The 16,430-nt window shown below is 70.3% G+C and carries 14 protein-coding genes; 4 read left to right on the plus strand and 10 right to left on the minus strand.

The window, feature by feature from the left end; translation table 11 throughout:
- Positions 1-42 precede the first annotated feature (42 nt).
- Entirely contained in the window at positions 43-1,278 is a 1,236-nt protein-coding gene (locus ACIBTX_RS18525) for a low temperature requirement protein A (RefSeq protein WP_396832768.1), read from the minus strand.
- Positions 1,279-1,437: 159 nt separating this feature from the next.
- On the opposite strand from ACIBTX_RS18525, the gene ACIBTX_RS18530 reads away from it, so the two are divergent.
- Positions 1,438-3,285 carry a glycoside hydrolase family 15 protein gene (locus tag ACIBTX_RS18530; RefSeq protein ID WP_357172079.1) on the plus strand — a complete coding sequence of 616 codons (1,848 nt, stop codon included), beginning with the start codon at positions 1,438-1,440 and terminating at the stop codon, positions 3,283-3,285.
- 32 nt (positions 3,286-3,317) lie between these two features.
- Here the strand turns inward: ACIBTX_RS18530 and ACIBTX_RS18535 are convergent, their stop codons facing one another.
- Positions 3,318-4,292 carry a LysR family transcriptional regulator gene (locus ACIBTX_RS18535; protein WP_396832769.1) on the minus strand — a complete coding sequence of 325 codons (975 nt, stop codon included), beginning with the start codon at positions 4,290-4,292 and terminating at the stop codon, positions 3,318-3,320.
- On the opposite strand from ACIBTX_RS18535, the gene ACIBTX_RS18540 reads away from it, so the two are divergent.
- The 3 genes from ACIBTX_RS18540 to ACIBTX_RS18550 all read left to right on the plus strand — a co-directional run bounded on the left by ACIBTX_RS18540 (position 4,282) and on the right by ACIBTX_RS18550 (position 6,854).
- Positions 4,282-5,148: an NAD(P)H-binding protein gene (locus ACIBTX_RS18540; RefSeq protein ID WP_357121038.1), complete on the plus strand. Its 867-nt coding sequence runs from the start codon at positions 4,282-4,284 to the stop codon at positions 5,146-5,148. The genes ACIBTX_RS18535 and ACIBTX_RS18540 overlap by 11 nt on opposite strands.
- Positions 5,149-5,311: 163 nt before the next feature.
- Positions 5,312-5,881 (plus strand): AAA family ATPase, encoded by a 570-nt coding sequence (locus ACIBTX_RS18545; protein WP_357398259.1) that lies wholly within the window; start codon positions 5,312-5,314, stop codon positions 5,879-5,881.
- 490 nt (positions 5,882-6,371) lie between these two features.
- The gene (locus ACIBTX_RS18550; protein ID WP_357121032.1) at positions 6,372-6,854 is read left to right on the plus strand and encodes a hypothetical protein; all 483 of its coding nucleotides are present in this window, start codon (positions 6,372-6,374) and stop codon (positions 6,852-6,854) included.
- A gap of 29 nt (positions 6,855-6,883) precedes the next feature.
- Here ACIBTX_RS18550 and ACIBTX_RS18555 read toward each other — a convergent pair whose 3' ends face one another.
- From ACIBTX_RS18555 to ACIBTX_RS18590, 8 genes are all read right to left on the minus strand, one after another.
- Positions 6,884-7,315 carry a DUF2000 domain-containing protein gene (locus tag ACIBTX_RS18555; RefSeq protein ID WP_357121029.1) on the minus strand — a complete coding sequence of 144 codons (432 nt, stop codon included), beginning with the start codon at positions 7,313-7,315 and terminating at the stop codon, positions 6,884-6,886.
- An 89-nt stretch (positions 7,316-7,404) separates the two neighbouring features.
- Positions 7,405-8,259 carry a helix-turn-helix domain-containing protein gene (locus ACIBTX_RS18560; RefSeq protein ID WP_396832797.1) on the minus strand — a complete coding sequence of 285 codons (855 nt, stop codon included), beginning with the start codon at positions 8,257-8,259 and terminating at the stop codon, positions 7,405-7,407.
- 36 nt (positions 8,260-8,295) lie between these two features.
- The gene (locus tag ACIBTX_RS18565; protein ID WP_396832770.1) at positions 8,296-9,246 is read right to left on the minus strand and encodes a hypothetical protein; all 951 of its coding nucleotides are present in this window, start codon (positions 9,244-9,246) and stop codon (positions 8,296-8,298) included.
- A 205-nt stretch (positions 9,247-9,451) separates the two neighbouring features.
- On the minus strand, positions 9,452-9,919 hold the full coding sequence (locus tag ACIBTX_RS18570; protein WP_357121020.1) for a DUF4913 domain-containing protein: 468 nt from the start codon (positions 9,917-9,919) through the stop codon (positions 9,452-9,454).
- A gap of 44 nt (positions 9,920-9,963) precedes the next feature.
- Positions 9,964-11,307 (minus strand): hypothetical protein, encoded by a 1,344-nt coding sequence (locus ACIBTX_RS18575; RefSeq protein WP_357172073.1) that lies wholly within the window; start codon positions 11,305-11,307, stop codon positions 9,964-9,966.
- 95 nt (positions 11,308-11,402) lie between these two features.
- Positions 11,403-13,178: a TraM recognition domain-containing protein gene (locus ACIBTX_RS18580; RefSeq protein ID WP_357172072.1), complete on the minus strand. Its 1,776-nt coding sequence runs from the start codon at positions 13,176-13,178 to the stop codon at positions 11,403-11,405.
- Complete coding sequence (locus ACIBTX_RS18585; RefSeq protein ID WP_357398268.1) at positions 13,175-14,902, minus strand: ATP/GTP-binding protein; 1,728 nt, start codon at positions 14,900-14,902, stop codon at positions 13,175-13,177. Before ACIBTX_RS18585 ends, ACIBTX_RS18580 begins: the two co-directional genes overlap by 4 nt.
- Positions 14,899-16,392 carry an SCO6880 family protein gene (locus ACIBTX_RS18590; protein ID WP_357398285.1) on the minus strand — a complete coding sequence of 498 codons (1,494 nt, stop codon included), beginning with the start codon at positions 16,390-16,392 and terminating at the stop codon, positions 14,899-14,901. The genes ACIBTX_RS18585 and ACIBTX_RS18590 overlap by 4 nt, the downstream gene beginning before the upstream one ends.
- Positions 16,393-16,430 lie beyond the last annotated feature (38 nt).

The following is a 16,430-nucleotide window of genomic DNA, read 5'->3' on the forward strand; positions in this document are numbered from 1 at the left end:
CCCACCCTCGCGCCGTCGTCGCGGCACGGTCGAGGCTTACCGTCACGCCTCGAAGTCGCGGCCGCCGGGCGTCTCCCGCCCGCCCGACCGGGTGGTCACCTGCGGCGCGGACCGCCGGCTGCCGAGTGCGTCGAGGACCGCGACCAGGGCCAGCACCCCGGCCACCGCACACAGGCCGACCATCGGCGGCCACCGGATCAACAGCGGCGTGCCCAGCAGCAGGATCACCAGTCCGATCAGCCGTGATCGGGAGACCCGGGCGAACACCTCGTACTCCAACCGCAACCGCGCGACGAGGAAGAGCGCCGGCCCGCCCACCACGAACAGCAGCCACATCGGCCGGGGCGCGCCGAACGGGTCGTCGATCACCAGTTCGTAGCCGACCGAGGTGAGGAGCACACTGAGCACGATGAGCAGGTGCGTCCGCTCCGACGCCGTACCGAGGCGAGCGGGCTGGCCCGCCCCACCCAGCGCCTCGGTCAGCAGCAGCCCGGCGCGGTGGAAGTAGATCCGCCAGATCAGCGCGCTGGTGACGAACGCGACCGTGAAGGCGGCCGCTCGCCCCGCGGAGTAGTCCTGGCCGCTGAACACCACGCCGATCACCAGGATCGACTCGCCGAGCGCGATGAGGAACATCTGCTGGTAACGGTCGGCGAGATGCGTACCGGCGATCCGCCAGTGCGCCACCGCCGCGGAGCCCAGGCGCGGCAGCGGCCACCCCAGGAACCAGGCGAGGTAGTCGACGCCGACGGCGATGGCCCACAGCGGCAGGCGCAGTCGCTCCGGGCCGAGCGCGCCGACCAGCCAGATCGGCGCGCTCAACGCAGCCCACGCGGCGAGCCGGAACGCGACCAGCCGCCGCGGATGGCCCCGCAGGGCGGCCGCGATCACCAGCGGCCGGACCACCATCACCAGCAGGTACGCGACCGCGAACGGGAACGCCCGCTCCTCCATCGCCCGGGGCAGCGTGACCGCCATGACCAGGCCGGCGAACATGGTGCCGACCACGACGGCCTGGATGATCGCGATCTCCGGCTCGTAGCGGCTGGTGATCCAGGTGGTGTGCGACCAGACCAGCCAGAGCGCCAGGAACAGCAGCAGGGTACGACCGAGCCCGTTGACGAGCTCCCACCCCGCGTCGCCGTCCAGCTCGACGAAGCGCTGCGAGACCCGCGTGAGCGCCACCACGAAGGCGAGGTCGAAGAAGAGCTCCAGGAACGTGGCGCGGCCAGCGCTGTCCGGAGGACGCAGGAGGTCCGCACCCCGTTTCCCCGACATCGTCCCCCTCCGTCCGCCCTCGTCGCACCAACGAGCGGCCCGCCGAGAGGGATGTGCCGTCGGGGGTACGCGACAGGGTGGTTGACCGTCATTTCCGCGTAACTCGGCACATACCCCCTTAGGTTCGATGCGCAGGACGCGGCCGAACCGGGGAGAGACGTGGACAGCTATCCGGCGATCGAAGATCACGGACTCATTGGTGACCTGCAGACCGCCGCGCTGGTCACCTGCGACGGCACCGTCGACTGGTTCTGCGCGCCGCGCTTCGACTCGCCGAGCATCTTCGCCGCACTGCTCGACAAGGACAAGGGCGGCTACTTCCGGATCGCGCCGGACGACGTCCGGTACGTCACCAAGCAGCTCTACCTGCCCGGCACCCCCATCCTGATCACCCGCTTCATCAGCGCCGACGGGGTGGCCGAGGTGATGGACTTCATGCCGGTCACCGGCGAGCGGGTCACCGACGCGCACCGCCTGGTCCGGATCGTCACCATGGTCCGCGGCAGCATGCGCTTCCGGGTGGAGTGCCGGCCACGGTTCGACTACGCCCGCCAGGAGCACCAGATCGAGCGCCACCACAACGGCTACGTCTTTCGCAGCCGGTCGGCGACGCTGACGTTCAACCCGGTCGACCCGGTACGGCGGCTGATCTCCGAACACGGCGACGTCCACCTCGAGGGCGGCGACCTCGTCGCGTACGGCACCCTGAACGAGGGCGACACCGGCGGCGTGGTCCTGGAGACGGGCGGCACCGAACCACGGATCTTTCCGCCGGAGGAGATCCAGGGCATGTTCGAATGGACCCGGGACTACTGGCGTCGCTGGCTGGAACGCTCCAGCTACACCGGCCGCTGGCGGGAGATGGTCGAGCGCTCCGCCATCACGCTGAAACTCATGACGTACGCGCCGACCGGCGCGATGATCGCCGCGCCCACCGCCGCGCTGCCCGAGCTGGTCGGCGGCAGCCGCAACTGGGACTACCGCTACACCTGGGTACGCGACACGTCGTTCTCGGTGCACGCGCTGCTCGGCCTCGGCTTCACCGAGGAGGTCAGCCGCTACATGGACTGGCTGGACGAGCGCATCCGCACGGCCAGCGAGCACCAGGACCCACTGAAGATCATGTACCGGGTGGACGGCTCCTCCGACCTGCACGAGGAGGTGCTCGACCACCTGGAGGGCTACCGCGGCTCCCGGCCGGTGCGCATCGGCAACGGCGCCGCCGACCAACTCCAGCTCGACATCCACGGCGAGGCGCTCTACGCCATGCACCTCGCCGACGAGCAGGGCATCCGCGTCTCACACCAGGTGTGGAAGAGCACCGTCCGGCTCGTCGACTGGCTCTGTCACAACTGGGACCAGCGCGACGCCGGCATCTGGGAGAGCCGGCACCACCCCCGTAACTACACGTTCGGGCGGGTGATGTCCTGGGTGGCGCTGGACCGGGCCATCCGCCTGGCCAACCGCACCGGCCGCCCCGGCGACCTGACCTGCTGGACCGAACAGCGCAACCGCATCTACAACCAGGTCATGGCCCGCGGGTACCACCCGGAACGCGGCAGTTTCGTGCAGGCGTACGACGAGAACGTGCTCGATGCCGCGCTGCTGGCCATGCCGGCGGTCGGGTTCGTCACGCCGAGCGACCCGCTGTGGCTGTCCACCCTGGACGCGATCGAACGCGAACTCGTCTCCGACAGCCTCGTCCACCGGTACGACCCGGTCCACTCCCCCGACGGACTGCCCGGCCACGAGGGCACCTTCAACATGTGCACCTTCTGGTACGTCGAGGCGCTGGCCCGGTCCGGCCGCCTCGACGACGCCCGACTCACGTTCGAGAAGATGTTCACCTTCAGCAACCACCTCGGCCTCTACGCCGAGGAGATCGCCGCGACCGGTGAGCAGATCGGCAACTACCCACAGGCCTTCAGCCACCTGTCGCTGATCAACACGGCGCTGACCCTCAACAGCCTGCTCGACGCCGAGGCCGACGCCCGTCGCCGCCGCTAGCGCCGCGTCACGGTGGTTGACCGGACGGGTGCTCAGGCGGTCTCCGCGGCGTCCGGCAGCCGGCTGGTCCGGCGGCTGGCCGAGATCGCGGTGGCCACCCGGACGAACGCGGCGACCGCGAGCGAGTGCGAGTTCTGCGACCACGCCACCGAGAAGGCGGCCTCCGGCGCGTCGTCGACGGGCCGCCAGGTGAGCTGCGGCCTGGCGTTGCGCTCGGCGAGCGAGACCGGGAGCAGGGCGAGCATCCGCCCGAGTTCGATCTGACGCAGCATCTGCACCATGTCCCCGAACGGTGGCGGTTGCTCGCCGCGTCGTACGTAGACGTGGGCGCCGGAAACAGTCCGTTGATGCCCGGTCTCGATGTCGGCCATCCGCAGCCGGGGCCGTCCGGCGAGCGGATGCCCGGCCGGTAGCGCCAGCACCTGCGGCTCACACAGCAGCGGCTCGACGTCCAGACCATCGGCATCGAACGGCTCGATGACGATCGCCACGTCGGCCTCGCCCGCACGCAGCAGGGCCGGCTGCTCGCGCCAGCCGGTGAACATGACCTCGATCGGCACGGCGGCGTGCTCCGCCTGGTACGCCGCGAGCACCTCCTCGAGCAGGCCGCCCTCGACGTCGGCCTTCACCGCGACCACCAGCTTGCCGCCGGGCACACCCGCGGCTCGCCGGGAGCGTCGGGTGGCGGCGTCGAGTGCGACGAGCGCTGCCCGCGCGTCGGCGAGAAGCACCGCGCCCACGTCGGTGAGCGCGACGCTTCGGGTGGTGCGGTCGAGCAGACGGACGCCGAGGTCCGCCTCGAGCCCGGAGATCGCGCGCGACAGGGCCGGCGCGGCGATGCCGAGCCGCTCGGCGGCCCGGCTGAAGTTGAGCTCCTCGGCGACGGCCACGAAGTAACGCAGCGGCCGGGACTCCACGGGATTCATACCCTGAGGATAATAATGCCGCCCGAACTGGTCCTTCTCGCCCGCGAGCACCCGCGCGACGATGGGAGCCATGATCGTCATCACGACTCCCACGGGCACGATCGGCGCCGCTGTCGCCGAGTCCCTGCGCGCCGCCGGCGCACCGCTGCGCCTGATCGCCCGCGACCCCTCCCGCCTGCCCGAGCCCCTTCGCGAGCACGCCGACGTGATCGTCGGCTCCCACGCCGACCCCGCCGTGCTCACGACCGCGCTGACCGACGCCACGGCGCTCTTCGTGCTCGTACCACCGAACTTCGGCGCCCCGGACGTCACCGAGCACTACCTCGGCTTCGCGCGCCCCATCGCGGAGGCGGTACGTGCGCACGCCGTACCCCGCGTCGTGGCCGTCTCCTCGCTCGGCCGCGGATTCGACGGCCCGGCCGGACTGCTCTCGGCGGCCTGGGCGATGGACGACACGCTGGAGTCCAGCGGCGCCGCCTACCGTTCGCTACAGGCGGCGTTCTTCATGGAGAACCTGCTGCACCAGGTCGACCTGATCAGCGGCCAGGGAATGTTCGTGCTCACCGCCGACCCCGACGCGCCGCTCGCGGCGGTAGCCACCGCCGACATCGCCCGCACGGCCACCGGCCTGCTCGCCGACACCACCTGGACGGGCCACCAGGACGTACCCGTGCGCGAACCCGTTGACCACACCCCGCGCGAGATGGCGCAGATCATCTCCGAGACCCTCGGCCGGCCGGTCACCTACCAGCAGGCCACCCTCGCCGACTATCGCGCCCGGTACGCGTCGTCCGGAGCGAGCCCGGCCGTCGTCGACGCCATGATCGAGATGGCCGAGGCGCAGACGGCGGGTGTCTACCCACCCGCCCGCGAGGAAGGCGTCGGCACGACGTTCCGCCACTGGTGCGAATCGGTGCTCGCCCCGGCCGTCGGCTGACCGGCACCGGCGGCCCGGTTCCCTTGCTCACGATGATTGATCGTTGGACGAGGGCTGGCGACCAAACTGCGGCAGATCCGGGTGGATACACTTTCGGGCGCTTCGAGACCGTGTCCGTTCGGAACTGGGGACGCGTCCTCCACGATCATGAAACGCGAGCGGAATGACCAGCAACGGGATCGTCCTGCTCTCGGGCCCTCCGTGCTCGGGCAAGACCACGGCCGGGGCGGTCCTGGCCGCCGGGCGGTCCTGGCCGGGTCGCGGTCGGATCCACCTGCAGGTCGACACCCTCTTCGACCTCCTGTTTCCTGGATCCGATCGAAATCGTGACGATCGCCTGCGCGCCTACGACGCCGCGCATCTCCTCGCCCGCATGTTCGTGGATCAGGGAGAGACGGTCGTCCTCGAGTGCACCTACGCTCGGCGTGACCAGCGTGCCAGTCTCCGCAAAGCGTTGGCCGGCTCCTCCGCATCGCTCTGGGTCGTCGAGTTCTTCGTGACGCCCGACGAGGCCGTGAGCCGATTCCGGGACCGTCATCAGGCCACGGATCTCGACGAAGCGCTCGTTCGCGAGCGGGCCCATGCGTTCCCGTACTTCGACGAGGCCCTCCGCCTGGAGTCATCCGCCGAGACCCCCGAGGAACACGCCCAGCGCATCATCACGTGGCTGCAACAGGGTCCTCGGCCGGTGGACCAGGAGGCGTGGACCCGGGCTGGAAGATCCTGGAACTGAGGCCGTACTTCCATCGGACCGGCACCGGTCCGGTCCGAGGTCTGCGTCCTGGGTCTGCTCGTCGGTCTGTTCGGCATCGCCCTGCTCGTGCTCGGAACGCAGGCCCACGACCTGTTCCCCGGCGGTCCCGCCCGGTGTGCGAGAGACGCCGGTGTCAACGAGGCCTGCGCGGCGTCCTTCCGCCGGCTCGACGAGGGGTACGGCTACGTCGAGAACCTCCTGGCGGCCTTCTACCTGGTCCCCGTCGTCATCGGCGCGTTCCTCGGCGCGCCGCTGCTCGCGCGTGAGCTGGAGGACGGCACCTGGCAGCTCGCCTGGACGCAGGCCGTGCCGCGGATGCGCTGGCTGGCGGCCAAACTCGTGGCGCTGGCCGGCGTCACCGTCACGCTCACCGGGATGTTCACGGCTGCTCACCTGGTTCCGTCAGCCGTTCGACGCGTGGGAAGGGCGGTTCCAGTACGACGCCTTCGACCTGGAAGGGCTTGTTCCGGTGGCGTACGCGCTGTTCGCGTTCGGCGTCGCCACCGCCGCCGGGGCGATCCTGCGCCGCAGCCTGCCCGCGTTCGGCGTCGCGCTCGGGGCGTTCCTCGCCGCCCGGATGACGGTGGCGCTGTTGGCCCGTCCCGCGTACGCCACCCCGCTCACCACCATGACGCCGGTCCCCGTCGGCGGTTCGAAGGCGGGGCAACGGGCCGCGCCCGGGTTCGCCGACTGGGTGGTCGAGCGCGGCTACGCGGACGCCACCGGGCGCAGGCTGAGCTCGACCGAGTACCACGAGCTGGAGGACGCCGCCAACCAGGCCGGCACCAACCTCAACCAGTTCCTGCACGCGCGGGGCATCCAGCAGTTCGGGGTCTACCACCCGGCGGACCGGTTCTGGACGTTCCAGCTCATCGAGGCCGCGCTGTTCGTCGCGGTCGCGGGGGTCCTGATCGGTGTGGTGGTGTGGCGGGTACGGCGTCGCATGATCTAGTGCCTGACCCCTTCACCGGCGACCACCGGTCAGGGGTGCATGTCGGCGCCTTTCAACACCCTGTCCACCGCGTTGCGCGGACCGTAGACCGCCAGCCCGACGAGGTCGAGCTTCTCGGTGGGTACCGCCCGCACGGCGGACCGGTTGTCCCGGTCGTGGGCCGTGCCGAACAACTCGGCCGTGAACACCGACATGGGCAGGTCGCGGCTCAGGGCCCGCTGGTGCGCCAACCGCAACACATCCCGGTCGCCCTGAAAGACCAGGACGGGCTGGCGGAACATGGGCAGGTACTGCGCGCCGTCCGCGTCCTCGTACGGCTCGCCGATCACCTCGGGCACCACCGTGCCCACTCCACTGACCAGGAACGCCGTGATGTTCAGGCGCTGCCAGGGCAGCACGTCGTCGCGGAGTAGCACGGCAATCTTGGTGTCGAAGCGCACGGGCGCTGGTTCAGGCTGCATGGCTCGATCATGTGGCCTGGGCATCTCAGGGGTCTTGTACGAAGTTGACGTGACTCCTCGGCACGGGCAAGGACGGCACTTCCCGGCAGCTACGTCGACGCCGCGGCGAGCCCAGCCGTGCGAGCGAAGACCCCCGGGCTGACGCCGAGGATCCGCTTGAAGTGGCGGGCCAGATGCGGCTGATCGTAGAAGCCGCTGCTCGTGGCGACCCGGTCCAGGGGGTGCCCGTCCAGAATCAGGCGTCGCGCCTCGTCGACCCGCCGGGAGGTCAGGTAGCGGTGCGGCGACATGCCGAACTCGCGGCTGAACGCCCGAACCAGGTACGAGGGGTCGAAGTGCAGCAGCCGACCGGCCTCGTACAGCGAGACCCCGTCGGCAATGTGCTGCTCGATCAGGTCGCGAAGCAGGTAGGCCGCCCTGGGATCGGCGTCCGGCATGACGATCCGCTCCCCCAGGCGGGCGCGCACACTGTCGGTGAGCAGAGTCAGCAGCGTCTCGGCCCGCAATTCGTCCCCGGGTTGCAGAAGAGCGCCGTGCAATGCCGAGATGGCGTCGCGCAGCCAGGGATCGGGGAAGCTGGAGATGCCGACCGATCGACCGGCGAGGTCGGCCGACAGATGGCTGCTCGCGTCGAGGTAGATCACCCGTTTCCGAAAACCCTCCGGGCTGGCCGAGCGACCGTTGTGCGGAACGTGCGGAGGCAGGAGGGTTACCAGCTCACCGAAGGCGTAGCGCTCGTGCCGGTGCAGGTCGTAGCGCACCGCGCCCTCGTCGACGATGAGGAGCGTCCAGGTGTCGTGAGCGTGCATCGGATAGGCATGATCGGTGAAATGGGCGTGTAGCACCTCGGTGACGCCCGACAGTTTCGGCCGCCACGCCTGCACCTCCGTGGCGGGTTGCACGTCCGGTGACACGAGAGCATCCTTCCCGCCCCGGCCGGGAATCTCCACCTTGAACGTCTCATTCCGCCGGTACGGCGATCAGCTCTGTTGGTAGTTCACCGCGGCGAACCCACAGGGCTGGTGCAGGTGCAGGTAGTAGGCGCCCTCGCCGTACTCGTCCAGGTCCGCGCCGCCGACCAGGCCCAGGTAGTCCATCGGTTGACCGCACCCGGGGCAGTCCGCGTGCTCGGCGTCCTGGATCCAGTCGGGCCGCCCGCCCAGCGTCGAGCCGCCCTGGTCCCACGCGCTCGCCTGGTAGGGGGTCGACCGCGCCGGGCCCAGAACCGGCGCCAGCGCCGGCGGGTCCTCCGGTTGAGCATCACCGAGGTAGCTCGGGCGGGTGTTGCCGGTCCACCAGGTGCTGTCGCCGGCCGGGGTGACCTGGCTGTACAGGGTGGCGTAGCAGGCGCAGAACTGGCAGGTCTCGATCACCAGCCGGCCGGACCAGCCGGTGTGCGCCATCGCGTCCCGGACAGCGGGCTCCGCCGTGTCGAGGTCCGCGGCGATCCACCGTGGCGACGCACACCACGGGCAGGTGGGACCGTCCGCACGTCGCGGTGCGTCGCGCATGACCCACTGGTACGCGGTGGTCCCGCAGAGATCCCGGCGGCCGCCGTCCACGTCGACCGTCCAGCCGCCCTCGAGCGCGTAGCTCAGGACGCTGACGTGCAGCTCGTCCGCGCCGGCCGGCGGTCGCGTCGACCAGCGACGCATGGCGCTCTCGGCGAGCGGGTGCGCGGTGTGCGCGAGGATGACGAGCAGATGGTTGAGCCGGTCCGGCGTGCGCCCGCCGTCGATCCGCTCGATGATCCGGCGTACCACGTCGTCGTCCGCCGCCCGGTACACCCTCGCGGGCCACAGCACGTCGGCATCGAGCAGGGCGCCCAGGTACGGGGTCAGGCTCTGCGGGTCGGCGTCGGCGATCACGCACAGCTTCTCGATGGCGTCGTCGTCCTCGGCGGCAGCGCTCCTGACCAATTCTTCGATCACGAGGGCATGCTAGTCAGGGCGCGCCGGAGCGGGACGCGGCCCGGTGTTGATCGGATCATCCACACCTGTTGAACCTCACCCGCCGCCGACGCCTCGGTGGGAGTGCCGGATGAAGTCCAGGCCCATCCGCCCAGCCGTCGTTGCACGTCCGCCACGCCGGGCCGGCCCGCCGTTCGATCTCGGCGGGCCGGTACGGGGTGCGGCGTCAGGGTCCGAAGTTCTCGGGGCCGGCCGGTTCGACGGATGGGCGCTCCTTCGCGCGGTGTGCCCCGGGTTTGCAACCCGCGAAGGGACCCGAAGGGTTGCGGAGCGCGGTCATGGTGGGGCCGAGGTGGTCCCGGTGCCACTCGGAGGGGCCGGTGAGACTGGCCTTTGGGCCGGTCTTGTCCTGCCAGGCCAGCCACAGCCCGTGAAAGTAGGCGACGGCCTCGGTGTGCTCGTGCCAGCGCGGGCACCACGGCGCCCCGGATGTCACCTCCTCGCCGTACACCGGGATCAGGAGCTTCTCCACCCACAGCGACAGCCGTCGCATCTCCTCCAGGTAGGTTGGGCCGTTGAGGTAGAGAATGAAGAACGGCTCGCTCTTCTTCTCGGACGCAGGCGCTTCCCGCGGCGACTGTGCGTCGGGAACGTCATCTCGGAGCGACTCGGACTGCCGAGTTTCGCCTGTCACGGATAGTCCTCACAATTCCTCTGCGACAACGCTGAGCCCGACCATCACGAGCCTTGAGCCGCGGCCTTCACCTTCTCCTTACCCTTGCGGCGGTGGAGGCCCGGGTTGTCTTCCCGCCCTCGATCCCGGCCCTCCGCGCTCTGCGACTCCAGGCCGGCGAAGCCGTGATGCTGATTGACCCCCGTTTCCTTCTCCTGCTGCGCCCGCGCCCGCTTGTCGAACACGAGGGCCGCGAAGGCACCCCCGGCGGCGATACTGGCGGGAATAGCCGCCAATCGCATCTCGGCCCGATTGAACACAACCTGGTTCGAGTCCCCCGCACCTGGCTGGTAGGCGCGGTACATCTGAGCAGGGATGCCAGCGGTCGCCCCGTACGCGATGGCCTTCGAAAGACCACTCAACGCCCTGTCCCAGTTTGGCTTCTGACCGTTCTGGTACTTCACGAATTCAGCTTTGGCGTTCCACAGCCCGTGCACCACATCCGGAGCGCTTGTCGCGGCAACAGCGGCGACAACGCCCGCAGGGGCGACCAATGCCCTCGCCAGAGCCTCCCCCGTCAATCCCACGGCGGCCCCGAGCAGGGCGGCCTGTTCCCAGGTCGCCCAATGCCTTCGGCCGGCCGCATCGATCCGCACCACACTTGATTGATCGTGACTGCGGCGGTCTGGGGTTTCCGAAATCTGATACTGATCGGAGGGAGCCAACCCTCTGATGCTCGCATCGGAGTCGGCGTTCTGCAGGGAAGGCTGATAAGACCCGGGCTGCGAAGCCATACCCACCCCCAGGCTCGACCCACCGTCCTGCAGGGAAGGCTGATAAGACCCGGGCTCCGGAGCGGGAACCACACCCACCTTGCCATCACCAGTCGACACGATACTGACCGGCCTTCCCTCGAGGGCGGCGATGAAGCCGGCTTCCAGCCCGCGGTACTCGCTGTGGTTCCGATCGAGATCCAGGCCCGACCGTTCAGCTACCGGCGAAGTTGGCGAGTTTCCCTCTCCCATGAGCCGGTAGTTGTAGTCGATATTCGGGTAGAAGTCATTTACCGTTCGCCCGTCCGTCTGCGAGAACAGCAACTGCTCCCGAGGGACGGGGTCGATCCGGTAGGGCGTGGGCGCGGCGGCGTACTGCGCGTAACCCTGGGAACCGCTGTCCACATACTGCGAACCGCTGTCCACATACTGCGTGTCAACGCTCAGTCGGTCGTACGAGACGACGTCACCCGACCGGTAGCCAGCCAGATTCGGGTCCGATCCAGCCCCCGGCGACTGAGCGTACTGGGCATAATTGTTCGACCCGGCGGCCGTCGGCGAGTTCCGGCCACTGTAAGCGTTGGCGTAGCTGCCGTCCTGGTTGTAGTAGTCCCACTCATTGTAAAGATCCGACATCTGTTCTTCCTCCTACCATCTGTGGAACCGGATACCCGCTCTACGCGGCACACCTGGCCGGGGTTCATGAGGATCTGGGGTTTTTCCGAGGATCGTCAGTCCGACGGCGCCGCGAACGAGCTGGGGAACTGCTTACGGGTGGCCCGCTCGGTGATCGCGGCCACCTCCTGCTTCGCGGCGGCGGAGATGCGGGCGGCGTCGGGCTCCTTGTACCAGGGGCGCAGCCGGATCACCGCCGGGCGGATGCCGGTGGCCAGCAGCAGCGCGGTCCCCTTCGGCAGGGCGCGGATCCTGTCCGGGGGCAGGATGTTCTCCTGCCGGAACGAGGTGGAGCGCGAGGAACCGTCGCGGCTGCGCGAGACACTGAGCGTGCTCACGTCGTGCTGGCCCACCAGCTTGGAGACCTTCTCCACGAAGTCGGCGTCGTCCAGGCCCGCACCGAGCAGCTTGATCGTGGCGGCGCCCCACAACGCGTCCATCCCCGCATCGCCCCAGACCCGCGACCCCTGCCGGTAGCTCTGCAGCAGCGTCACCACGTTGATCCCCCGCGAGCCGAGGTGCGAGTAGAGGTCGGGCAGGTCGGAGATCCGGCAGACGTTGGCCGCCTCGTCGAGCACCGCCGTCATCGGCGGGTCCAACCGCCCGCCCATCCGCTCCGCGGCGACCACGCCGGCCCGCAACGTGGCGTCCGCGATGCCGGCGATCACCCCGGCCGCCGAACCGCCGCCGTCTTTGGAGAGCAGGTAGAGCGTGTCCCGACCGAGTACGTGCAGGTCCGGCAGGAACTCCGGCAGATCCGGGTCGTATGACACCCAGGCGAGGATCTCCGGGTCGAGCAGGCAGGCCACGCACTGGCGCGCGGTCTCATAGATGCCGTCCCGGGTCTCCACCGCGCCGCGCACCGTTCCCTGCAACTGCTCGGCCATCGCGCCCATCCCGGCATCGCGGAGCAGGTCGATCGGCGTACGGTCGGCCGGGTCGGCGAGCCAGCCCAACAGGTCGGAGATGGTGGCCCCGCCCCGAGCCGCGGCGAGGAACAGCGCCGTCAGCGTGTTCTGCGCGGCCGCTATCCAGAAGTCCTTCTTGGTCGTGTCGTCGTTGACCGAGGCCACGAAGTGCCCGGCCAGCCGCCGCGCACCCTCGATCGTCACGCAGACGGCGAGCATGTCCCACCACATCTCGCGGGGTGTGTGCGCGATGCCCTGCGGGTCGAAGGTCCAGACCGTGCCGATCCGCTCCCGCTCGGCCCTGGTCACCGAGTACACGTCGGACTTGTTCGAGGTGAGCAGCACCGCGCCCCGGGCCCGGAGCACCCGGGGAATGGCGATTCCGGTCGACTTACCCGCGCGCGGGGCCATCAGGTCCAGCTCCACGTCCTCATAGGAGGAGCGCAGCTCCGGCCCGTTCGGCATCAGGTCGCCCAGGAGGTTGCCCCGCTCGTCCGGCGGCAGCTCCCGCATGCCCGCCAGCGAGGGCCGCAACTCGCGGGCGCGGGCCGCGATCCCCGCGGGGGCGAGCGACGCCAGCTCGTGCGTACCGGCCAGTCCCTTGCCACGGGCCCGCAGCTCCAGGACCTTGCGGACGCCCAGCGCGGCGGACAGGGCGAGCAGCACGAACGACACCACCATGCCGCTGTAGACGGCGAACGGTGAGACCCCCGGCCAGAGCACCTCGATCCGCCCGGAGACCAGCAGGACGTACGAGTCCAGCGTCACCGGTGGCGGGTGCCAACCGTGCAGGGTCACGACAGCGCCGAGGGTGCCGCCGAACCAGGCCACCAGGAAGATCCCCGCGTTGGCGAGCACCATCACGGTGAAGGCCCAGAAGAACAGGTCGGCGCCGTGCGGACGGCCACCGGGTGAGCGGCTCACGACGACCACCCCTCGGCGTCGGACACCAACTCGGGACGGATGGCCAGGTTGCCCAGTTCGGCCTCGGCCTCGAAGGCCACCATCCGGGCCGCCGCGCGCTCGGCGGCCTGCTCCTGCGCGTACCCGTTCTGCACCCAGCGCAGGTTCGTGTCGTGCAGCCGCCGCTCGGTCTCGGTGATCGTGACCCGGATCGGGATGCCCGGACGTCCACCGACCTTGATCAGAAAACGGCCGCGACCGGGGGGTTCCTCGTTCGAGCCGGTGCTCGCCCAGCCGGGCGGGGACGACCACGACGAGACCAGCTCGATCTCCCGCCGGGACATGCCCACCACCCGACCCAGCTCCTGCATCTCGGCCATCGGCAGGCCGGCGCAGGCGACGATCCCGGCCCGCTCCACGAAGCCGCGCGCCTTCGCCCGGTCCGCGTCGGTGCCCAGCGCCTCGGCGTCCTTGAGGGTATGGGTGATCTTCGCGTCGCCGAGGCCCAGCGAGCGGTTGAGCCGGGTCAGGGCATCGATCCGGTCGACGATCCCGGAGGCGGCCCGCAGCGGACGCCACAGCTCGTCGAGGATGGTGAAGAACCAGCGGCGCGGCGCCAACCCCGCGTCGGCCAGGGCGTGCGAGGCGGCCACCGTACCCAGGCCGTCGGACCAGGCCGCGAGCATCGCCGCCGCGGTGAGCTGGGTGTCCGCCTCACCGATCCGGGAGATGTCGATGCACACGGCCGGGGCGTCCGGGTCGATGCGGGTGGAGGTCTCCGAGCCGAAGGTGTCCCCCAGCGCCCCGTCGAGGATGCCCAGCAACGACCGGTGCAGCGGGTCCACCGCGTCCCGGTAGCGGGTGTCCTGCCCCCGATCGAGGGTCACCGCACGGACCCGGTCCGGCCCCTCGTCCAGCACCCGCAGCAGGTCGGGCAGGAGGGGTGCGCGGTTGCTCGGCGTACGGTCCCGCAGGTGACGCAGACAGGCAGAGAGCACTGCCTGCTCGTGGTCGTCCAGCGCCCGGCCCCGCACGATGGTCAGCAGCGCCGCCACCATGTTCAGCACCCGGCCGTGTGTCTCGGCGGCGAGCGCCTTGCCCGCCGGACCGCCGATCCGCTCGGCGGCGATGCCCATCGCCCCCGGGTCCAGCACGTTGATGCCGCCGACCCCGCGTCCGATCGGGATGACCTGGCCACCGAGCGCGCGGACCGTGTCCGCGTAGTCCGGCTTGAGGTCGCCGAGCACCAGCGGAACCACGCCGGTGGCGGCCAGCCCGACCGCCATCCGGTTGATCAGCGTGGACTTTCCCAAGCCCGGCATGCCGAGCATGAACAGCGAGGGGTTCGAGATATAGCGGGCCCGGGTGAACCAGGAGAGCGGATCGCCGCAGACCGTGGCACCGGTGAAGAGGTGCTGTCCGATCGGTACGCCGGACATCGGCGCACCCGAGCCGGCGGAGAACGGCCACAGGCCGCACGCCTGCACGGTGGTCGCCCGCCACATCGTCGGCGAGTCGAGATAGCCGACCCGGCCTCCACCCCGGCCCGCCCAACCGCGCGTCGACTCCGGCACGGCCGGACGTTTCCTGGGCTTCTGATTCCGGGTCACCGGGACGCCCTCGGCCAGGTCGCCGGTGACTCCGGTCAGAGCGGTCTGCCCACCCGAGTGTCCGGCCGGCCAGCCGGCGCTGAGGTCGACCGCACGCGTAACGGTCCCGGCAGGGCGCGCTCGGATGTCTGTCACATCGCCTCCTGAAGTTCGTGCGGCAGCAGGGTCTGCTCCCAGGGCAGGATCCCGACGGGGAGCGTGCAACTGAACGCGGCGGCCTGCATACGGTGGGCGGGGCGCATCGCGATCCGGCTGGAACCGGTCATGTTGCGGACCACCACCGCCGCGTCGTCGAGCTGGTCCGGGGTGTCGACGGTGATGGTGAGCATCAACGAGAACTCCACCAGCCCCGCCCCGGTCGCCTCCTCGGCGGCGGCCTGCTCGGCGGCGCGCACCTCGGCGCTGGCGCGGGCCTGCACCATGCCGCGCTTGGATGTCGCCATGAACTGCGCCGTACGTCGGTCCGACTCGACGATCCGGGCGGACGTCGCCGGATCGAGCGGTCGGTAGAGCAGGGCGACCCGCTTGCGGCGGGTTCCGTCGGAGGCGTCCAGCATCGTGCGCAGGACGCTGGCCCGCACCGTGCCCCGGGGCGCGAGCGTCAGCAGCCAGGTCCGGGAGACACCCGAGTCGTGGTGGTACGCGTCGACCGACTCCACCGCCGCGACCGGGCCCGCGTCCTCCCACTCCAGACCGGTGTGGCCGTGCTCGGCCCGTACGTTGAGCACCTCGGCGGCGCAGGCCGGGTCGTAGGCGACCCGGACCATCTCGGCGATCTGCTCGGCGCTCAACGGCTCGGCCACACCGCCGCCCGCGCTGATCAGCCCAGTCAGCAGACTCGGCACCCGGACGGCCAGGTCCGCGACCACGTCCTCGGGGTCGCGTCGTGGCCCACCCGACGCGCCGTAGGTGAGCGTGATGTAGGAGTTCATCTCGGACGAGGCTGACGGATAGTCGCCGACCACCTCCTCCATAACGGCCCGAGCGGCGGCCGGCGCGTCCGGGGCGAGGCGGGGCAGGATCTCGTTCGCCAGCCGGGTTCCCGGGTCCGGGGCGGTCTCGACGATGACCGAGGCGCCCCGCAGGGCCGGCTCGTGGGCGAGCCGGGCCAGCCATTCGCCCCAGAGCGCCACCCAGGTGTCGACCTGGTCCGGGTCGACCAGCGAGCCGCCGTCCGGCTCACACCGCAGCACGATCGTGTAGAGGTTGCGTCCCTTGTGGTGCAGCACTCCGAAGGCGCGGTCGTAGGCGTCGCGGCCCTCCAGCGCGCTCACCCGGGTGAGCAGGCCGGGCGGACGGAACCGACCACCGGGGCGCGCCGACAGCGGGCCCGAGACGTAGAGGTGCTCGCCCCGGGACTTGCGCTGTGACCAACCGATCCGCAGGGATATGAGCTGATACACATTGCGCCCGTCCTGGGTGCGGATCGCCAGGGGCGCCAGCAGGACGACGAAGGGGACGCCGACCACCATCGCCGCCCCGAGCGAAATCATCGACGCGAACAGCACCACGACCAGGCCGCCGAAGACGCCGACCGTACCGACCAGCCCGAGCGGGCCGAGTCCGGCCCGACGCGGTCGCCGCCAGTTGCCGTACGTTGGTTCGACCGCGGCTTCCACCGACATCACCGTGAATCCTTTCGTTCCGGTCTACCTGCCTTGAT

Source organism: Micromonospora sp. NPDC049359 (assembly GCF_044466585.1).
Lineage (GTDB): Bacteria > Actinomycetota > Actinomycetes > Mycobacteriales > Micromonosporaceae > Micromonospora.

Bases quoted from the DNA above. Each gene is read 5' to 3' on its own strand.
- ACIBTX_RS18540 (WP_357121038.1), top strand. From the start codon at position 4,282: ATGATCGTCATCACGACTCCCACGGGCACGATCGGCGCCGCTGTCGCC.
- ACIBTX_RS18525 (WP_396832768.1), bottom strand. From the start codon at position 1,278: ATGTCGGGGAAACGGGGTGCGGACCTCCTGCGTCCTCCGGACAGCGCT.
- ACIBTX_RS18535 (WP_396832769.1), bottom strand. From the start codon at position 4,292: ATGACGATCATGGCTCCCATCGTCGCGCGGGTGCTCGCGGGCGAGAAG.
- ACIBTX_RS18555 (WP_357121029.1), bottom strand. From the start codon at position 7,315: ATGCAGCCTGAACCAGCGCCCGTGCGCTTCGACACCAAGATTGCCGTG.
- ACIBTX_RS18575 (WP_357172073.1), bottom strand. From the start codon at position 11,307: ATGTCGGATCTTTACAATGAGTGGGACTACTACAACCAGGACGGCAGC.
- ACIBTX_RS18590 (WP_357398285.1), bottom strand. From the start codon at position 16,392: ATGTCGGTGGAAGCCGCGGTCGAACCAACGTACGGCAACTGGCGGCGA.
- ACIBTX_RS18545 (WP_357398259.1), top strand. From the start codon at position 5,312: ATGACCAGCAACGGGATCGTCCTGCTCTCGGGCCCTCCGTGCTCGGGC.